The following is a 19,366-nucleotide window of genomic DNA, read 5'->3' as shown; positions in this document are numbered from 1 at the left end:
GCCGTCTTCGCCGTCAATCTACCCGGCGGGCGGCCGTGGTCAGGGGTCTCGCGCGGGAACTCCCGCCCGGGGGCTACGGGTTGAGGACGACCTTTCCGGCGACGGTGCCGGACTCCGCCAGCCGCACCGCGTCGGCGATCCGGTCGAGCGGCAGCCGGGCGGCCACCTGCGCGGTGATCTCGCCCTGCTCCAGCGCCCTGAACACCGAGGTGAGGTCGGCGCGCAGCCGGGCGCGGAAGCGGTCGCGGCCGAGGGACCGGCCGGCCCAGACGTTGTAGAAGTACGCGTGCCGCCGGTTGGGCAGCGCGTTCCACAGCCACACCCGGCCGAGCAGCTTCAGCACGGGCAGCTGCTTGGAGCCCTCGTCGTCCCGGGTCGAGGCGGTGCCGTAGGAGACGAGGGTGCCGCCGGGGGCGAGCAGCCGCCAGGAGTCGACGATGCCGGGGCCGCCCACGTGGTCGAAGACGGCGTCCACACCGCCCGGGGCGAGGGCGCGGACGCGGGCCGGGACGTCCTCGGTGCGGTAGTCGACGGGGACGACGCCCTTCGCCCGCAGCGCGTCGTGGTGGCGGGCGGAGGCGGTGCCGATCACCTTCGCGCCCGCGGCGGCGGCGAGCTGGACCAGGACCGAGCCGACGCCGCCGTTGGCGCCGTGCACCAGCACGGTCCGGCCCGCGCGCACCCGGGCCTTGCGGTGCAGCATCTGCCAGGCGGTGATGCCGTTGATCACCACGGTCTCCGCCTCCGCCGGGTCGAGCCCCGCGGGCACCGGCACCACGTCGGCGGCGTCGACGGCCACATGGCTGGCCCAGCCGCCGACCTTGAGCAGCGCGGCCACCCGGGTCCCGACCAGGGCGGACGGTACGCCGTCACCGGCCGCCACCACCGTGCCGACCAGGTCGTAGCCGGGGACGAACGGGAACGGCGGCTGGTCGTAGTAGCGGCCCCGGCGCATCTGCTGCTCGGCGAAGGAGACCCCGGTGGCCTCCATGCGGATCACGACCCGGCCCGGAGCGGCGGCCGGCACCTCGCCCCGCCGGATCTCCAGCCCCTCGGGTTCCACGACGCCCGGCAGAACGACCTCGACCAGCTTCTCGGCATGCATGACGACCTCCATCGACCGTGCCGCCCGGCGGCGGCTGGCTCCTCCCTACCGTTATAGGTCATCTAGAGGGTGAGGTGCAACAGCAAGTGTTAGAGGCTGTAACTAGAGTCTCCTCGTGCGGCGCCCAGGAGGACGCCGCACGGTGTCACTACTGGTACACGTCGTCGTATCGGTCCCCGCGGTCGTACCCTCCGGACCGGCCATACCGGTCCGAGCCGTACCGGTCGGAACCGCCGTACCGGTCGTCGCGGTCGTAGCGCCCCGGACCGCCGTACGCCGCCGCCTGCTCCCGCGCCTCGCGCTCCTGCTGGGCCGCGTGGATCTCGGCGACGGCCTGGCGCAGCTTCGAGCGCACCGTGTTGTGCAGGTAGGTGAACTCCAGCTCGGTGATGGTGCCGCGCCGCCCGTCCATGACCTGCCGGTGGATCTCCCGCTTGCGGCTGGAGTTGATCCGGCCCACCGGGACGAGCGAGATGCGGTAGCTGATGAACTCGGCGGAGTTCCACCTGCCGCCGGGGACACCGGGCACCTCGACGGGCGACGGGGTGACCAGGGCCTCCGCGTCCAGCTGGATCGAATAGCCGAGGGCCGCCAGCCGCGGCACCAGCGGGCGCAGCGCGGTCTCCATGGCGAGCTGCTCGGTGTTGACCGCGTTGGTGCCGATCACCAGGTTCTCCGGCATGTCGGGGCCGCCGTCGCCGTCGCCGATCAGATGGCACCACTCGTGCGAGGCCAGCCGCTGACCGGAGGAGCCCTTGCGCCCTTCGGCCCCCATCAGCTCGTGGGCCTGGACGCCGCCCATGGTGCGGTGCGGGCTGCGGCCCGCGTCGCCGCGGCCCACCTGGGGAGGCGCCGAGAGCATCGAGACGGACTTGCGCCGGTAGTCCTCGGGGTGGGCGTTGGCGGCCGTGTGGTCGAAGGCCGCCGCGGTGACGTCCCTGCGGCGGTCCTTCTGCGCGCCGTCCGGGTGCAGGAAGTGCGGGTCGACGCGGTCGTCGGCGACGTGGAACACGAACGGCTGGCTGCGCGGCGCCGGCAGGGGCCGGAAGAACCGCACGTCGTCCTGCGTGAGACGGCTGCGGGAACTCAGCCCCATCTCGTGCGCGGCGACCTCGGCCTGTGGCCCGGGTACGGGACCCCAGTACTCCGGGTTGGGCGACCAGCGCTCGTCGAACCGGTAGGTGCGTCCCGCCGAGTGGCCGCTGTCGCGCATCTTCAGCTTGCGCTTGACGACCTGGAAGGAGCGCTCGGGGTCGATGAGGGTCGTGCCCCGCCGGTCCGGCCGGTTGATCATCTCGATCTCGTAGACGAACTGGCCCGACTGGTACTTCATCGGCCAGCTCTCCCGCGGTCCGGGATCGCGGTGGCGGACGGAGGGCAGCGCGGAGTCCCGCGTCCGCAGGACCTCCACGTCGCCGCGGCGCGGGACCGCGTACGCGGCGGTCGGCGTGGGCGGCAGGCTGCCGTCCCGGCCGAACGTCTCCGCCGGTACGTACAGGGCGGGCAGATTCGCCAGGTCCTCGATCTGGTCCTCGGCCAGTTCGAGATCGCTGGGGCCGCGCCGCGCACCGCGCGAGCCGCGGGTCAGACGCTGCGCGGGGACGGCCGCACCGGACGCCTCCTCCGCCGTCCGGCCCGCTGCCCGCCCGCCCGGCGCCGTGGTCCGCGGTGCGGCGGACTCCGGCCCGGCGGCCACCGGCTGCCCGGCGGGGCGGCTCATGACACGGGCCGCCGTCGCCTCGGCCTCCCGCTCGAAGCGGTCGGACGGATCGGAGACGCTCACCCCGTCGCCGTGGTCGGTACCGGCGACCGGGCCCCGGCGCTGCTGGACCACATGGGTCAGCTCGTGCGCCAGTGTGTGCCGGTCGGTGCCGTCCGCGCCGATGACGATATGGCTGCCCGAGGTGTAGGCGCGGGCGCCGAGTTCCGCGGCGGACGCCCTGGCCGACGTGTCGTCGTGGATCCGTACGTCGGAGAAGTCGGCCCCGAGCCGGGTCTCCATGTCGGTGCGGACCGAGTCGTCCAGCGGGCGGCCCGCGCCGCGCAGCACGTCGTGCACGGCCGACCGCTGTACCGCGGGCCGCTCCGCCCGCTCATGGCCGCATCCGGCGCCGTGCACATGCTGCTCCGGCGCCGCGCCGCCGTGTCCCGCCTGCCGGAGCAACTGCGCCACGGCGCCGTTCCCGGCCTTCGCCTGGAGCGCGAGGACCCCCGCGGGCGGCCTGTCGGGCCGGGGCAGGTTCCGTCCCCGGGGCCGCGTCCCGTGTCCTTCGGCCCTGGCCTCTTCCCGTTGCTGCACGGATCCCCTCCCGTTCGCCGGTCGGCTCCGCCCGGCGGCGGCAACCGGTGATTCTTCTTAGCCGAGATCTCCCGGAGCGGCCAGGTGCGCGGGGGCAGAGCCGGCCGACCGGAGAGGCAGGGCGGCGGCCGGTGCGGCGCGGCCCTCAGGAACGGTGGGTGCCGTCCGCCGCGCCCCGCGCGGCCGTGTACGCCCGCTCGGCCAGCACCGAGGCCATCAGTTCCGCGTCCAGGGCGGTGATGTCGGCCAGGCGTGACGCACCGGCGTAGGCGTTGAACAACTGCTTGGTGACGCGCAGCGCGGCGGCCGGGCGGCGGCTGACCGGGGCGGCCCAGGAGTGTACCGCCGCGTCCAGGTCCGCCTCCGGGACGACCTTCTGGAGGATCGAGAGGTCCCGGGCCTCGTGGGCGCCGAAGGTCCGGCAGGTGAGGACGAGTTCGCGCACGCGCGCGGCGCCGACCTCGCTGATCAGACGGGGCAGCAGCCCGCCCCAGGCGGTGGGCAGGCCGAGGGCCAGCTCGGGCAGCCGGAACGTCGCGTCCTCGGCGCCGACCCGCAGATCGCAGGCGAGGGCCAGCGCCAGGCCCGCGCCGACGGCCTTGCCCTGGACCCGGGCGATGGTGACGGCGGGATGCTGCGCGAGCGCCTCGCAGACCCGGCGGGCCTTCGCACCGGAACCGCGGACGCCGCCCCCGGTGGGGTCCTGGGCCAGTTGCCCGGCGTACTCGGTGCGGTCGCCGCCCAGGCAGAAGTCGGCACCGGCCCCGGACAGCACGATCACCCGGACCTCCGGGTCCCGGGTGTCGAGGACGGCCAGCAGCTCGTCGAGCAGGGCCTCGGTGACCGCGTTGCCCCGGTCCGGGTCGGCCAGCTCCACCGACAGGACGGCGCCCTGCCGGTCCGTCCGCAGCGTCCTGGGGCCCCAGCCGGGTCCGAGGGCCTGAACGGGTATGGGCAGGGCGCTCATGTCGTCACTTTCAGGGAGGTCACGCGGCGGAACACCATCCGGGGGGCGTAGACGGGGCCGTCGGCGAGTTTCAGGGTGGGGAATCGGTTCAGCAGCCCGCGCAGGAAGGTACGGGCCTCCAGGCGGGCGAGGGCCGCGCCGAGGCAGTAGTGGGCGCCGCCGCCGAAGGTGAGGTGCTGGCCCCCGCGGAGGATGTCGAAGACCGAGGGGTCCGGGTTGCGGCGGGGGTCGTGGTTCGCGGCGCCGTACAGCACGTGGACCATCGTGTCCCGGGCGACGGGCACCCCCGCCAGCACCGTGTCCTCGCCGGCCACCCGCGAGTTGATGTGGATCGGCGGGTCGTAGCGCAGCGCCTCGTCGATGGCGTCGTCGATGTGCTCGGGCCGCTCGCGCAGCCACTCCCACCGGCCGGGTTCCGCCAGCAGCAGCCGGACGGCGACGGAGAGCAGGGTCGCGGTGGTCTCCAGGGACGCGATGGTGATGAACATGACCAGGTAGTAGAGGACGCGGTCCGCCTCGGCCCGGTCGTCGGGCAGTTGGGCGTCCCAGTGGCGGATCCAGCCGGACAGGACATCGTTGCCGGGGCGGGCCCGGCGCTGCCTGATCAGGTCGGTGAAGAAGACCCGCATCTCGGCCGTGGCCTCGGCGGAGACCGCCAGTTGCTTCGCGGTGGGCAGCAACTCCTGGGCGTGCACCTGCCGGTGGGTGAAGTCCAGGATGCGCGCATGGTGCTCGGCCGGGATGCCCAGCCAGTGCCCGACGGTCCGTACGGGCAACAGCTCGGCGGCGCAGGTGACCAGGTCGGCCTCGCCGTGGGTGCGCAGCCGCTCCGCCAGGACGTCGAGGAGCGCGGCGACATGTCCCTCGATGTCCGGCTGCATCGCGGCGAGGGTCTGGCGGTCGAAGAGGTTGCCGAGGCTGCGCCGCCGGCAGGTGTGGGCCGGTGCGTTGAGCCGGGACAGGGCGTGGCTCATCTCGCGGGTGGCGGGGGCCTGCCACCGGCCGGGATCGGGCAGCCGGTCCTGCCAGGCGAGGTCGGGCACCAGCCAGGTCCTGCCGCGCAGGACCTGGCTGCACGCCTCGAAGCCGGTGACGAGGTACCCGCCCCACGGGGCGGGCACGACGTCGCCCATGGCGCGCAGCTCCGCCCAGAGGGGGAGCGGGTCGGTCTGCCCCTGGGGAGAGCGCAGACGCCGGAGGACCGAGATGACGGCGCGACGGTCGACGGTTCTGCCGTCTATGCCCTCGACAGCAGTCACACATAGCTCCTTCGGCCGGGCTGAGCGTTACGGATACGGCCGGAAACTACCCCTGCCCCACCCGTACTCATGCGCCCCAGTGTGTTGTTCCTGTCACATGTCGTTGTCCTAGACCCGGAAGATGTCCAGGAAAGTGGACCAAAATCCCTTCTTCGTGGCCCGGCCCGTGTCCCGGGCCGCCGGGGCCGCGGGTGCGCGGGGCGGTTCCGGCAGGGGCCGGGCGGCCGGACCGGCGGCCGGCTGGAGCGCGGCCACCCGGGTGCCGGGGGTGGGGGTGAAGCGGACCGGCAGTTCGGCCAGGGCGCGGTGGAACGGCCCCGGACGCCAGTGGAGTTGCTCCGCCGGGACGTCGAGCGCCAGGTCGGGCAGCGCGTTGAGGACCGCCTCGATCGCGGCCAGCGCGATCACGGTCGCCGGGGACTTCGCCGGGCAGGCGTGCGGGCCGGTGCCCCAGGCGAGGTGGCCGCCCTTGCTCAGCGACTGCCGGGCCGTGCGCAGCGAGGGGTCGTTGTTGGCGCCGCCGAAGCTGATCACCAGCGGGGTGCCGGCCTCGACGTGCACCCCGCCGAGGTCGACGTCGTGCACCGGGTAGTGGGTGGCGTAGTTGGCGATGGGCGGGTTGTTCCACAGGACGTGGTCCAGCGCCTCCTCGATCAGCATCCCGGCGCCCCGGGTGGAGGAGCCGCGGGTCAGCAGCAGGAGCAGGGCGTTGCCGATCAGGTTGCGCTCCGGCTCGACCCCGGCGCCCATCAGCATGACGAGCTGGTCCTTGAGCTCCTCGTCGGTCAGACCGGCGGGGTGCTGGATGAGCCAGGAGGTGACGTCGTCGCCGGGCTCGCGCCGCTTGAGCGCGATCAGCTCCATGAGGCAGGAGGTGAGTTCCTCGTTGGCCTTGAGCGCGTCCCGGCCGTCGAAGATCGCCGACATCGAGCTGGTGAGCCGGTCGCCGATCCCGGCCGGGCAGCCGAAGAGCCGGTTGAACAGCAGCAGCGGCAGCAGCTTCGCGTAGTCGTTGAGCAGGTCGGCGCGGCCCCGCTCGCTGAACCGGTCGATCAGGAAGGCCGCGATGGGCTCGACGTCGCGCCGGATCCGGCCGATGTTGAGCCGGTCCAGGCTGTCGGTGACGGCCTTGCGCAGCCTCAGGTGGAACGAGCCGTCGGTGAACAGGCAGTTGGGCCGGTACGCCATCATCGGCAGCACCGGGTTGTCCAGCGCGATACGGCCCTCGTTGAGGGCCTTCCAGCGGCGCGGGTCCCGGCTGAAGCTCGTGGTGTTCTGGAGGACGGTGCGGGCCGCCTGGTAGTCGACGACGAGCGTGGCCTCCACGCCCGGGGCGAGTTCGACCGGAGCCGCGGGCCCGGCGGCGCGCATCGCGTCGTAGGCGCTGTGCGGGTCGGCGGCGAAGTCGTGGCCGTGCATGGGGCAGCGCGGTGGGGTGCCCGGCGCGGCGGAGGACGGTTGAAATTCCATGGTTCTTCGGATCCTTTGTGTTCCGGACGGCCGTGCGGGACGGGGCCTACCGCGCGGACGAGTAGGCCGGAGAGCAGGCCGCACGGGAGAGGAGGTGCTGCACGAGGGTGATCAGCGCACGGCCCGCGGACTCCCGGCTGCGGGCGTCGCAGTACGAGACGGGCGTGTCCGGCAGCAGATCGAGCGCCTCGCGGATCTCCTCCTCCGGGTACTGGTCGTCCGGCGTGAACGAGTTGACCGCGACCGCGTACTCCAGGCCGTACTGCTCGACCAGTTCGATGACCGGGAACGAGTCGACCAGGCGCACCGGGTCCACCAGGATCAGCGCCCCGAGCGCGCCCCGGGCCATGTCCTCCCACAGCTGCATGAACCGCTGCTGGCCGGGCGTGCCGAACAGATACAGCACGACCTCGTCGAGGGTGAGCCGGCCGAAGTCCAGGGCGACGGTGGTCGTCACCTTGTCCGGGGCGCCGCGCAGATCGTCCACATGGGCGGACGCCTGGGTCATCCGCTCCTCGGTGCGCAGCGGGCTGATCTCGGAGAGCGAGCCGATGAACGTCGTCTTGCCCACGGCGAAGTGGCCCACCACGAGGATCTTCGCGGTGGTCGTCACCGCGCCTGAGACGTAACTGGGCTCAGGCGAGGCGTGTTTGGAGTCCATGCAGCACCTTTTCGATGAGCGCTCTGTCGGCGGCCTGGGCGGGGGGTGGAGCGGCACGGCGGAGCAAGTGCCCTTGATCGGCTAAATCCGTCAGCAGGAGCCGGGTGACGCCCACCGGCAGACTCAGGTACGCCGCCACCTCGGCCACGGACAGATAGCCGCCCGCGCACAGCTCCCAGATGGCGCGGACCTCCGGCTTGGCGTTCAGGGGCAGTTGCCGGTCGGGCGCCAGCGTGACGAGTGTGTGCAGCGAGAGGGCGTCCGCGGAGGGCAGTTGCCGGCCGCCGGTGATGACATAGGAGCGGACGAGTTCGCTGGAGACCGGAGCTTCCTCGCCGTGCGCCGTCATGCCTCGGCACCGGCGTTCTGACGCGGCTGTGTGCTCAGCGCCCTGCCCATGGCCTGCACCTGCTGCTGCATCCGGATGGACATCAGCTCCATGTCGACGTCCAGCGCCGTGGAGACGGCCAGGTACGCGCCGTTGCCGGCCGCGCTGAGGAAGATCCAGCCGCCGTCGTAGCCCATCAGGGTCTCCTTCCAGACCCCGCGGCCGCCCTCCACGAACCCGGCGACGGCCCGGCTGAGCGACTGCATCGAACTCATGGCGGCCGCGTGCCGCTCGGCCTCGTCGCGGCCGATCTCACTGGAGCGCTCCATGAGGAGGCCGTCGGCGGAGACGAGGATCGCGTGACGTGCGCCCGTCACACTCAGGACGTCGTTCAGTACCCAGGACAGATCGGGGATCACTGGTCTTCAGGTCCTTCCGTGGTGGTGGTGTCCCGCCCGATGAGGGTCCCGCGTGCGAAAGCGCCGATGCGCGCCGCGGTCGCCTGGCTGCTCTGCTCCTGCGGCCTGCCCTCCTGGTCCGAGGAGGCCGGCTGCGGCAGCACCGAGACCGCGCGCCGGCGCTTGGGCAGCCCGCCCGCCGTCTTCCCGATGATCGGGACCGGTGCCGGTCCGCGGTCGATGTGCTGCGGCGCCTCCTGCGGGGCGGCGGCAGGCTCTTCCTGGGGCGCGGGCGCGTCGTGGGTCAACAGACTCTCCGGGAGGAGGACGACCGCGCGGACGCCGCCGTACGGCGAGACGGAATCGACGGAGACCCGGAAGCCGTACCGGGCCGCGAGCACACCGGCGACGGCGAAGCCGACCCTCGGCGGGCTGCCGAGGCTGGTGATCGACACGGGCCCCTGCGCGTTCAGGAGCGCGGCGGCGCGGTCCTTCTCCTCCTGGCTGATGCCGAGACCGGCGTCGTCGACGATCAGGCACACACCGGTCGGCACGGCCTGGATGTTGACCTCGACGGGGGTGCCGGGGGCGGAGTAGTTGGTCGCGTTGTCCAGCAGCTCCGCCAGGACGACCGCGACGGGCTCCACGGCGGTGCTGGCGACCGCGACGTTCACCTGGCTGTGGATCTGCACCCGGTCGAAGTGCTTGATCCGGCCCTGGGCGCTGCGGGCCACGTCGTAGACGCCTGCGGCGCTCTCACGGCGGCCGAGCCAGCCGCCGCACAGGGCCGCGATGCCCTGGGCCCGGCGGCCGAACTGCGAGTTGGTGTGGTCGATCGTCATGAAGTCGGCGAGGATCTGCGGGTCGTCGCCGTACTTCAGACGGGCCAGGTCGCTGATGGAGCGCTGCTGTTCGTCCGCGAGCACCTGCAAGGTCCGCATCCATGCCCGGAGTACGTCCTTCGTCTCCGACTCGGCGTCGCTGCGCACCTCCGCGAGGGCACGTTCCTGTTCGGAGCGCAGGGTCGCGTTGTGGGCGTGCAGGCTGTGCCGTTCGGCTTCGAGCTGGATCTTGTCCGAGCGCAGCTCGGCGTTCTGCCTGCGGAGCGCCATGTTGGTTCTCCGGGCGCGCATCACCGCGGAGACCGCGGCGATCAGTACTACTACCAGGATCCACAACAGCGGATCCGTCATCCAAGACGTCATGAGACTCTCTTCAAGTCGCATCGCGGGGGGTCGTGTGGGCCGTGCGGCGGTGGCCACGGTCGCGGGCCTCGCGCCGCGCTGCGGGCCTCACTCGCAGGCCAACGGCTTCTCCTCCATGAGTCGCAGGACTGTCCCCAGTGACGCGTGCATGACTTCGCGTCCAGCCTACTGATAAGTCCGATGATCTTAGCAGTCCGGTCACTATCAATATCCTTTCGGGCGAGCCCACTTGACGATCGGACAGTTTCGGTTCCCCCTCTGTCCACTTCAGGGCGCCGACGACCCGCTTTCTGGGTGTTCGAACAGGTCAGAGCCTTCTCGGTGCGGTGTGGACGGTGAATTCCACACCAAGATCCAGGAGGTTCCGTGGAGGAGATGGACAAGGAATGACGGCCGCCCGGCAGGGCGGATTCCGGCCGTGCGCACGTCGTGCGCTGACAAGCGCTGACGGCGGCGGTATGAGTGGGGGACCAGCGCAGCACCGGATGCCGGAGGAGGGGGCGTGCGCCGACTCGACCTCGTGGTCGTCGTCCTCTACCTGATCGCCGTCGCGGTGACCGGACTGCGGCTGGCCGGCCGTCAGACGTCCGCGAAGGACTACTTCGTCGGCGCGGGCCGGCTGCCCTGGTGGACCGTCTCCTTCTCGGTCGTGGCCACCGAGACCAGCGTGCTCACCGTGATCAGCGTGCCCGGCGGCGCCTACGGCGGACAGGACTTCGGCAACGTCGAACTCGCACTCGGCTACGTCGTCGGACGCGTCGTCGTGGCCGCCGTGCTGATCCCCCTCTACCAGCGCGGCGGCTTCGTCAGCGCCTACCAGTACCTCGGGAGCAGATTCGGCCGGCGGCTCCAGGGGCTCGCCTCGGTGACCTTCATCGGCACCCGGCTGCTCGCCGAGGGCGTACGGCTGTTCGCCTCCGCCATCCCGATCAGGCTGCTGCTCGACGAGTTCGGCGTGCACCCGGGCTACCGCACGATCATCGTCGTCCTCACCGCGATCACCGTCGTCTACACCTACCTCGGCGGCATCAAGGCGGTCATCTGGACCGACGCCCTCCAGATGACCCTCTACCTGGGCGGCGCGCTCCTCGCCGTCGCGGTGCTGTCCGCCCGGGTCGGCGGCGCGGGCTTCGCCGGTGCCCTGCACGCGGGCCGGTTCCGGCTCTTCGACACCGACTTCGGCCCGGCGCACATCCTCACCAGCCCCTTCGCCCTGCCCACGGCCATCGTCGGCGGCGCCCTGTTCGCCATGGCCAGCCACGGCTGCGACCAGCTCATCGTGCAGCGCGTCCTGGCCACCCGCTCCCTGAGCGACGGCCGCCGGGCCATGATCGCCTCCGGGATCTTCGTCACGATCCAGTTCGCGGCCTTCTCCCTGGTCGGCGCGCTGCTGTGGTCCTACCACCAGGGCCGCAGCGCCCGGCAACTGGGACTGGGCGGCACCGACGACCTCTACCCCGACTTCATCCTGCACGGGCTGCCCGTGGTGATCTCCGGACTGCTGGTGGCCGGCATCCTCGGCGCCGCGATGGGCTCGCTGTCCTCGGCGCTGAACTCCATGGCCGACTCGACGGTCGCCGACCTCCTGCACAACTTCTGCCGCCGCACCCCCTCCGAGGCGGCCCTGCTCCGGCTGGCCCGCGCGGCGACGCTCCTGTGGGCGGCGCTCATGGCCGTCTTCGCCTGCGCCTTCAGCACCGGGACCGGCAATGTGTACCTCACCGGGCTCACCATCGCCGGGTACACCTACGGCGCCCTGCTCGGCGCCTTCCTGCTCGGCCGGCTCGTCCGGCGCGCGGGCGAGACCGACTCCGTCGTGGCGTTCCTGGTGACGGTCGGCGTGATGACGTACGTCGTGCGCGAGGTGCGGATCGATGTCACCAGCGGCACCACCACCGTGCCCACCGCGCTCGCCGCGCAGTGGCTGGTGCCGCTCGGGGTGGCGGTCACCCTGGCCGTCGGCGGTGCGCTGAGCCTGCTCCACCGCGCACCCCGGGCCCCCGACCGCACCGCCGGGACCGGCGGACCGGGGCCCGGCACCGACCGCTTCACGACCGCCGCCGACCGCGACTGAACGCGACCGGCCGCGACCGGCCGCGACCGGTCACCGGTCAGGGCCGTCCGAGACCGGCCGCGAATCCGGGCCTCTCGGCCGAGGTCCGGGAGACGCGCCCGCCACCCGAGGAGAAGCCGTGCCACAGCCCGCACCCGCACCCGGATCCCGACCCGGATCCCGACCCGGATCCCCACCCGGATCCCCACCCGCACCCGCGCCCGTCCCCCCACCCGCACTCGCCCCGCGGCCCGCCCGCCCAGGGACCCACCGGGAGGCGCCGTGCGGGTGATCGGCCTGATGTCCGGCACCTCCCACGACGCCGTGGACGCCGCCGCCGCGGACCTCGCCCTGGACGGCGACACCCTGGTCCTGCGGCCCCTCGGCCAGTTCGCCGTCCCCTACCCCGAACCGCTGCGGGACCTGATCGCCGCCACCCTGCCGCCCGCCGCCACGACCACCCGGGCGATCTGCGCCCTGGACACCGGCATCGGCCAGGCGTTCGCCGGGGCCGCCGTACGCGCCCTGCGCGAGCTGTGCGACGGCCGCGCCGACCTCGTCGTCTCGCACGGCCAGACCCTCCACCACTGGGTCGAGGACGGCACCGTGCGCGGCACCCTCCAACTCGGCGAGGCCGCCTGGATCGCCGAGGCCAGCGGCCTGCCCGTCGTCTCCGGGCTGCGGAGCAGGGACGTCGCCGCGGGCGGGCAGGGCGCGCCCCTGGTCGGCCTGACCGACACGCTGCTGCTGCGCGCCCTGCCCGGCACCCCCGCCGCCCTGAACCTGGGCGGCATCGCCAACATCACCGTCGTCGCGCCCGGCGCCGATCCGCTCGCCTTCGACACCGGCCCGGCCAACGCCCTGCTCGACGCCGCCGTACGCCACTTCACCGGCGGCGCCGCCGCGTACGACGAGGACGGGCGCCGCGCCGCCGCCGGACGCACCAGCGCCGGTCTGCTGCGCGTCCTCCTGGACGACCCCTACTACCGCAGGCCCGCCCCGAAGAGCACCGGCAAGGAGCACTTCCATCTGCCGTACCTGCGGCGGGCGCTGGCGGCGGCGCCCACCCCGGGGGCCGACGACGTCCTGGCCACCCTGACCCGGCTGACCGCCGTCACCGTCGCCGACGCCTGCCGCGCCCACGGTGTCACCAGCCTCCACGTCTCCGGCGGCGGCACCCGCAACCCGGTCCTGCTGAGCCTGATCGCCGAGGAACTGCCCGGCGTACCGCTGCGCCCCAGCGACGCCCTCGGCCTGCCCTCCGCGGCGAAGGAGGCCCTGGCCTTCGCGGTCCTCGGCTACCTCACGGTCAACGGCCTGCCCGGGACCGTCCCTTCGGCCACCGGCGCCCGCCACGCCACCCTGCTCGGCAGCATCACCCCCGGGCGGCTGCCGCTGCGCCTGCCCGAACCCGCGGCGCGGGCACCCCGCCTGCTGCGGATCGAACGCCCCGGCCCCTGACACCCCGGCGGCCCGGCACGTCAGTCCTCGCCGCCGCCGAGGGACGCCGCGTACGGCAGCAGCTTGGCCGGGTTCATCACCCACATGATCCGCTCGATGCCCCGCTCCGACACGTCCACGGACAGCAGTGCCGCGGGCTCGCCGTCGAACGAGACCAGTACGGCCGGGCGGGCGTTGGCCTCCGTCCAGCGGACCCGCGCCGCGGGCCAGAAGCGCGGCGCGAAGGCCGCGAGGTACCTGGCGACACGTGTGCGCCCCACGACCGGGATCCGGGAGGCCCCGCGCATCCCGCCGCCGTCCGAATAGCTGACGACGTCCGCGGCGAGCACGTCCTCCAGGACCGCCAGGTCGCCCGTCCGCGCCGCGCCGAGGAACACCTCCAGCAGCCGCCGGTGCGCGGCCGGTCCGGCGGGCTCCCGGCGGCCGTCGGTCAGACGTCCGCGGGCCCGGCTCACCAGCTGGCGGGTGTGGGGCTCGCTGGTCTCCAGGATGTCCGCGATCCGCCGGTACGGATAGTCGAACGCCTCCCGCAGCACATAGGCGGCCCGTTCCACCGGGTTGAGCTTCTCCAGCAGGAGCAGCACCGCCAGTTCCACGGCCTCGGCGCGCTCCGCGCCCAGCTGCGGATCGGAGCGGGTGTCGACCGGCTCGGGGAGCCAGGGGCCGACGTAGGACTCACGCCGTACCCGGGCCGACCGGGCGACGTCGACGGCGAGCCGGGTGGTCACCGTGGTCAGGAACGCCAACGGCTCGCGGACGCCGGAACGGTCGGTGTTCTGCCACCGCACCCACGCCTCCTGGACGACGTCCTCGGCCTCCGCCGCGCTGCCCAGCACCCGGTAGGCGATGCCGAAGAGCTGCCGCCGGGCCGCGACGAAGTCCCTGGCGGCCCGGTCGAGGGAGGAGCCGGACGAGTCCGGAGCGGAACCGGGGGAGTCCGGAGCGGACCCGTCGTCGTCGGCCTGCATCGCTGTTCCCTCCGCTCCGCGCCCATGCTACAAGCCGCGCCTCCCGCCGGGCCCGCGCCCGAATGTCAGGAAGTCGTCGGGTTCCTGTCCTGGTCCGGTGCCGCGGGCCGCGTTCCGCCGCGACGGCGGGTCCGCGCCGCCGCGCCCTTCCTACGATGGCCACATGTGTGCGTATGTGCTGCTCGCCGACGACGACCCCAAGCAGACCGATCTCATCCGGCGCTACCTGGAGAGGGAGGGCCACACGGTCGGTGTCGTCCACGACGGGCGGGCCGCTCTGGAGGAGGCCCGGCGGCGGATGCCCGACCTCCTGGTGCTGGACTGGATGATGCCCCGCACGGACGGCCTGGACGTGTGCCGGGTGCTGCGCGCCGAGTCCGACGTCCCGGTCCTGATGCTCACCGCCCGCGCGGAGGAGGACGACCTGCTGCTCGCCCTCGACCTCGGCGCGGACGACTACATGACCAAGCCGTGCAGCCCGCGCGAACTGGTCGCCCGCGTCCGCACCCTGCTCAGGCGGACCGGCCGGACGGCCGCCCCCGGCAGCGCCCCCGCCGCGGCTGCCGGTGCCACCGCGCCCGCGCCCGTGTTCGTGGTCGGCTCGCTGGTGGTCGACCCGGCCCGCTTCGAGGTCCGGGTGGACGGCCGCGCGATCGTCTGCACACCCGGCGAGTTCCGGGTGCTGGAGATGCTGGTGTCGGCGCCCGGCCGGGTGTTCACCAGGAAACAGGTCCTGGAACGCCTGCACGGCATCGACCGGTATGTCACCACACGGACGGTCGACGGGCACGTCATGAACCTGCGGCGCAAGATAGAGCGCGACCCCGCCCGTCCCGAGCGGCTGCTCACGGTCTACGGCGTCGGCTACAAGATCGCCGACATCCGCGCCGAGACCCCGGCCGACCCCCGCGCCGCCCGCTCCGCGCCCTCCGCCGACCGCGGAACAGGCTCCCGTGCGCGGTGACATACCGCTGCGCCGCAGCCTGCGGGCGCGGCTGCTGGTGCTCTCCGCGCTGGTCTCGCTGTGCTCGATCGCCGCGACGGCCTGGCTGGTCGCCAGCCTCACCGCCGTCGCCATCGGCCGCGAACACGGCCAGGTCCTCGCCGACGACGCCCGCATCTACGACGCGCTCGTCGGCTACGCGGCCACCCACACCGACTGGAACGGGGCCGGGCCCGCGGTCCACACCCTGGCGCGGCAGACCGGCCGCCGGATCACCCTCACCGACCAGAACCGCCGGGTGCTGGCGGACTCCGGTGACGGCACCCGCAGGGCGGCCGGAGCGCTGCCCGCGACGGCCTCGGCGACCGTGGACCCGCTGGCCGTGGACAGCGCGCTCGCCGCGCGCCGCGACGGCACCCGGTCCGACGGCATCGATCCGCGCGCCGTCGGCCCCTTCCGGCTGCCCCGCGCGGAGAAGGCCGGACTGGACGCCGTCGCGGGCCGCGTGGCCGCCTGCGTACGCTCCACCGGACGGCTGTCCGGCATCGAGGTCACCCGGCAGCCGAACGGACGGCCCGAGGTCGCGTTCGACGGCCAGGCCCTCGGCACGGGCGACCGCTGTGCGGCGAACAGCCTGAACCGGCTCACACCCACCGAGGCCACGGCGCTCGCCCAGCTCAGCCGGCTCGTCAACGACTGCCTCACCGGCCGTCACGCCGCGCGCGTCCGGCTCGCCGCCGACCTCACCTGGACGGCCTCCAGCGCCCGCGGCGCCCCCGACAGCCGGGCGGTGACGACCTGCCTCACCACCGCGCGCCGCGAACAGCTCGCCCCCTATGTGGCCTCGCCCGCGCTGCTCTTCGCGACCGCGCCCGACCAGAAGATCGCCACCTTCTTCGACCTCTCCGGCGCCAACCGCACCCGGATCGCCGGTGCCGCCGTCGCGGTGCTGCTGGTCACCGTGACCGTCACGTTCCTCGTCGGCACCCGCATGGTGAAGCCGCTGCGCGCGCTGACCGGCGCCGCCCAGCGGATGGCGGAGGGCGACCGGAGCGCACGCGTCGAGGTGAGCGGCGGCGACGAGTTCGGCCGACTGGCCGCCGCGTTCAACCTGATGTCGAGCAGACGGCAGCAACTGGAGGAGATGCGGCGGGCGTTGGTCAGTGATGTGGCCCATGAACTGCGCGGACCGCTCGGCAACGTCCGGGGCTGGCTTGAGGCCGTCGAGGACGGGGTGGTCCCCGCCGACGAGGGCGTCGTCTCCTCCCTGCTGGAGGAGGCGATGCTCCTCCAGCACATCATCGACGACCTGCGCGACCTCGCCGCGGCCGACGCGGGCGCGCTCCGGCTGCACCCGGAGGACGTCGACACGGCCGCGCTGCTCGCCCAGGTCGCCCGCGCCCACCGGGCCGGAGCCGCTGCCGCCGGTGTGGAGCTGCGGGTGCGGACCGGGCAGGGACACACCCTGCGCGCCGATCCCGTGCGGCTGCGCCAGGCGGTCGGGAACCTGGTCTCCAACGCCGTACGGCACACACCCGCCGGGGGCACGGTCACGCTGTCCTTCCACGTGGACGGCGCCGAGGCGGTGTTCGCCGTCGAGGACACCGGGTCCGGTATCGGCGCCGAGGATCTGCCCAAGGTCTTCGACCGGTTCTGGCGCGCGGACAAGTCCCGCAGCAGACAGAGCGGCGGCAGCGGCCTCGGCCTGTCCATCGTCCGCAAACTCGCCGAGGCGCACGGCGGCACCGCGCACGCGTCCAGCGTGCCCGGCGCCGGATCCGTCTTCTCGCTGCGGCTGCCGGCCGGCCCCCGGGAGGCCGGGGGCCGGGACGGCTGATCAGGTGTGCGGGTGCGCGGCGGACCCCGGCGCCGGGGACAGGCCGCCCGGATACAGGTACCGGTCCGGCGGGATCACGGTGCTGTGCGCCCACGCCGCGAAGAAGCCGCGCAGGTCCTGGCGGGACACCTGGCCCGCCAGGGCCTCGAACTGCGGCCAGGACGCGTTGCCGTAGCGGTGCGCGGACTGCCACTGCCGCAGGATCCGGAAGAACACGTCGTCACCCACCGTGCGCCGCAGGGCGTGCAGCATCAGCGGCCCCCGTTCGTACAGGGCGGCGTCCAGCTCCCGCCCGGCACCGGGGTCGTACAGCGGGACGCGCCAGAACTCCGGGTCGGCGCGGTGCTCCTCGACCTGCGGGCCGTAGTAGTCGTGGTCGATGTCGTCGCCCTCCTGGTGCTCGTACCAGAGCCACTGGGCGTACGAGGCGAAGCACTCGGCGAGGCAGCCGTCCCGCCAGTCCTCGAACGACACGCTGTCGCCGAACCACTGGTGGGCCAGCTCGTGCGCCATCGCCACGTCGAACAGGCCCACGTCGTACGTCGGACGGCTCTGCGTCTCCAGCTCGGGTGCGTTCGCGGCCCGTTGCGAGGTGACGATGGCTCCGGCCGAGGAGAACGGGTACGGGCCGAACCGGGCGGAGAAGAGGTCCAGGATCTTCTTCTGGAGCGCCTCGGACTCCGCGTCCACGATCGTGCCGGGCCCGATCGCGTTGATCACCGGCGTGCCGTCGGCCAGCTGGTCGGTGTGCACCGTGAACCGGTCGACGGCCAGGGTGCTGGCGTAGGTGACCAGCGGCCGGTCCTCGTACCAGCGGAAGGTGCGGTGCCCCGCGCCGTCCGAGGTCACCGGTCCCGGCCGCCCGTTGCCGACGGCGGTCCAGCCGTCCGGGACGGTCGCCGTCAGCCGGAAGGTCGCCTTGTCGGACGGATGGTCGTTCGCCGGGTACCAGGCCGAGGCGGCGTGCGGTTCACCGACGACCGACACCCCGCCGTCGGTCAGCGGGATCCAGCCCTCCCCGACCGGCTTGCCCGCGTACCGTACGCGCACGGAGAAGGGGGCGCCCTTGCGCAGCCGCCGGGCCGGGGTGACGACGAGTTCGTGCGCGCCCTCGCGCGCCACCGCGCGGGCCGCCACCCCGTCGACGGTCACCGAGGAGACCTCGAAACCGGTCAGGTCCAGATGGAAGCGGTCCAGGTCCTCCAGGGCGCGCGCGGTGACCGTGGTGTCGCCGTCCAGGTGGTCGGGGCGGGCCGGGTCGTAGACGACACGCACGTCGTACTGGGCCACGTCGTACCCGGAGTTGCCGTCGTCGGGGTAGTAGGGGTCACCCACACCGGACCCGCCGTCGGCCGCGGAGGCGGGCGCCAGGGAGGTGAGCACGCACAGGGCGAGCGCGGCGAGCGGGGGGACGAGACGGCGCTTCATCGGCGGTCCTTGGTGAGGGCGAGGTGCCAGGCCACGTCGAGCACGGCGTTCGTGCTGAGCGCCAGCACGTCCGGGTCCACGTTGTGGATGTCGTCGCAGGCGCTGTGGATGCAGTCGGAGACGCCGGTGGTGAAACCGGCCATGGGGATGCCGGCGGCGGCGAACGACTGGTCGTCCGAGCCGGTGTTCCCGATGTCGAAGGTCGGGACCGAGCGGGCCGCGAAGTACGCCTCGAACGCGTCGGTGGCCTCCACCGCCCCGGCGGACCCGGCCGGATCATGGGTGACCAGCCAGGTCGTGACGTGCCGGGAACCGGCCTGGTCGAAGTTGAGATAGCTGCCGATGGCGGAACGCTGGGCGGGGGAGAGGCTGTTCACATAGTGCGCCGAGCCGAACAGGCCGCCCTCCTCCGCGCCCCACCAGGCGAACCGGAGGTGCCGTTCGGTGCGCGGGTGGGTGCGGGCCACGGCGACCGCGGTGGCGAGGACGGCGGCCGAGCCGGACCCGTTGTCGTTGATGCCGGGACCGGCCGTGACGCTGTCCAGGTGCGCGCCCAGCATGAGGGTGTCGCGGGTGTCGCCGCCCGGCAGGTCGGCGATCAGGTTGTAGCCGGTGGCACCGTCGTGCGTGAACGGCTGGAGGACGGTCCGGTAGCCCGCCCGCTCCAGCACCCGCCGCACATACGCCACGGACTCCCGGTAACCCGGGGTGCCGTGCGCCCGGTTGCCGCCGTTGCGGTCGGCGATGGCCTGGAACTCCTCCAGATACGGCATGACGGCACGCGCGGTGACGACCGGCGGGTCCGGGGCGGTACGAGGGGCCGGGGCCGCACCGGCGGGAGCGGTGCCGAGCAGGCCGGTGCACAGCGCGGCGACGGCGACGGCGCGCAGCAGAGGGCGCGATGCCATGAGATCGCTCTCCTGTCGATAGGGGGCTTGACGGCCAGGACGGTAGGGCGCGGATGTGCCGCGACCGTCCTGTTCC

Annotated in this window: 16 protein-coding genes; 4 read left to right on the top strand and 12 right to left on the bottom strand. The window is 73.4% G+C overall.

Features of this window, described 5'->3' with window-relative positions; genetic code table 11:
- Positions 1 to 73: 73 nt before the first annotated feature.
- The 9 genes from B086_RS0105060 to B086_RS0105020 all read right to left on the bottom strand — a co-directional run bounded on the left by B086_RS0105060 (position 74) and on the right by B086_RS0105020 (position 9,692).
- Positions 74 to 1,105: a medium chain dehydrogenase/reductase family protein gene (locus tag B086_RS0105060; RefSeq protein ID WP_026252117.1), complete on the bottom strand. Its 1,032-nt coding sequence runs from the start codon at positions 1,103 to 1,105 to the stop codon at positions 74 to 76.
- A gap of 148 nt (positions 1,106 to 1,253) precedes the next feature.
- Entirely contained in the window at positions 1,254 to 3,404 is a 2,151-nt protein-coding gene (locus B086_RS45295) for an eCIS core domain-containing protein (protein ID WP_420712530.1), read from the bottom strand.
- Between the two features lie 145 nt (positions 3,405 to 3,549).
- Positions 3,550 to 4,371, bottom strand: a complete 822-nt coding sequence (locus tag B086_RS0105050; protein ID WP_018565318.1) for an enoyl-CoA hydratase/isomerase family protein — start codon at positions 4,369 to 4,371, stop codon at positions 3,550 to 3,552.
- Entirely contained in the window at positions 4,368 to 5,630 is a 1,263-nt protein-coding gene (locus B086_RS0105045; RefSeq protein ID WP_037872821.1) for a cytochrome P450, read from the bottom strand. The genes B086_RS0105050 and B086_RS0105045 overlap by 4 nt, the downstream gene beginning before the upstream one ends.
- A 108-nt stretch (positions 5,631 to 5,738) precedes the next feature.
- On the bottom strand, positions 5,739 to 7,049 hold the full coding sequence (locus B086_RS0105040) for a cytochrome P450 (protein WP_018565316.1): 1,311 nt from the start codon (positions 7,047 to 7,049) through the stop codon (positions 5,739 to 5,741).
- Between the two features lie 97 nt (positions 7,050 to 7,146).
- A complete protein-coding gene (locus B086_RS0105035) occupies positions 7,147 to 7,761 on the bottom strand; it encodes a GTP-binding protein (RefSeq protein WP_026252116.1) in 615 nt (204 codons plus the stop codon).
- Entirely contained in the window at positions 7,736 to 8,110 is a 375-nt protein-coding gene (locus B086_RS0105030; protein ID WP_018565314.1) for a DUF742 domain-containing protein, read from the bottom strand. The genes B086_RS0105035 and B086_RS0105030 overlap by 26 nt, the downstream gene beginning before the upstream one ends.
- Complete coding sequence (locus B086_RS0105025) at positions 8,107 to 8,508, bottom strand: roadblock/LC7 domain-containing protein (protein ID WP_018565313.1); 402 nt, start codon at positions 8,506 to 8,508, stop codon at positions 8,107 to 8,109. The genes B086_RS0105030 and B086_RS0105025 overlap by 4 nt, the downstream gene beginning before the upstream one ends.
- Positions 8,505 to 9,692 (bottom strand): ATP-binding protein, encoded by a 1,188-nt coding sequence (locus B086_RS0105020; protein ID WP_026252115.1) that lies wholly within the window; start codon positions 9,690 to 9,692, stop codon positions 8,505 to 8,507. Before B086_RS0105020 ends, B086_RS0105025 begins: the two co-directional genes overlap by 4 nt.
- Positions 9,693 to 10,194: 502 nt before the next feature.
- Here B086_RS0105020 and B086_RS0105015 point away from each other — a divergent pair.
- Positions 10,195 to 11,766: a sodium:solute symporter gene (locus tag B086_RS0105015; protein WP_018565311.1), complete on the top strand. Its 1,572-nt coding sequence runs from the start codon at positions 10,195 to 10,197 to the stop codon at positions 11,764 to 11,766.
- Between the two features lie 261 nt (positions 11,767 to 12,027).
- Positions 12,028 to 13,206: an anhydro-N-acetylmuramic acid kinase gene (locus B086_RS0105010; protein ID WP_018565310.1), complete on the top strand. Its 1,179-nt coding sequence runs from the start codon at positions 12,028 to 12,030 to the stop codon at positions 13,204 to 13,206.
- Between the two features lie 20 nt (positions 13,207 to 13,226).
- Here B086_RS0105010 and B086_RS0105005 read toward each other — a convergent pair whose 3' ends face one another.
- Positions 13,227 to 14,174 carry an RNA polymerase sigma-70 factor gene (locus tag B086_RS0105005; RefSeq protein ID WP_018565309.1) on the bottom strand — a complete coding sequence of 316 codons (948 nt, stop codon included), beginning with the start codon at positions 14,172 to 14,174 and terminating at the stop codon, positions 13,227 to 13,229.
- 163 nt (positions 14,175 to 14,337) lie between these two features.
- Between B086_RS0105005 and B086_RS0105000 the strand changes: the two genes are divergently transcribed.
- Together B086_RS0105000 and B086_RS0104995 are read left to right on the top strand one after the other, a co-directional pair.
- Positions 14,338 to 15,138, top strand: coding sequence for a response regulator transcription factor (locus B086_RS0105000; RefSeq protein WP_051115766.1), 801 nt, complete (start codon positions 14,338 to 14,340; stop codon positions 15,136 to 15,138).
- A complete protein-coding gene (locus B086_RS0104995; protein WP_018565307.1) occupies positions 15,128 to 16,954 on the top strand; it encodes a sensor histidine kinase in 1,827 nt (608 codons plus the stop codon). The genes B086_RS0105000 and B086_RS0104995 overlap by 11 nt, the downstream gene beginning before the upstream one ends.
- Here B086_RS0104995 and B086_RS0104990 read toward each other — a convergent pair whose 3' ends face one another.
- Both B086_RS0104990 and B086_RS0104985 read right to left on the bottom strand, forming a co-directional pair.
- A complete protein-coding gene (locus B086_RS0104990) occupies positions 16,955 to 18,382 on the bottom strand; it encodes a M1 family metallopeptidase (protein ID WP_018565306.1) in 1,428 nt (475 codons plus the stop codon).
- Positions 18,379 to 19,290, bottom strand: a complete 912-nt coding sequence (locus B086_RS0104985) for a M20/M25/M40 family metallo-hydrolase (RefSeq protein ID WP_018565305.1) — start codon at positions 19,288 to 19,290, stop codon at positions 18,379 to 18,381. Before B086_RS0104985 ends, B086_RS0104990 begins: the two co-directional genes overlap by 4 nt.
- Positions 19,291 to 19,366: the final 76 nt, after the last annotated feature.

This window comes from Streptomyces sp. PsTaAH-124 (assembly GCF_000373685.1).
Taxonomy (GTDB): domain Bacteria; phylum Actinomycetota; class Actinomycetes; order Streptomycetales; family Streptomycetaceae; genus Streptomyces; species Streptomyces andamanensis.
Note: the sequence above shows the minus strand (reverse complement) of the source record. Positions and strands in the feature narration are given on the sequence as shown.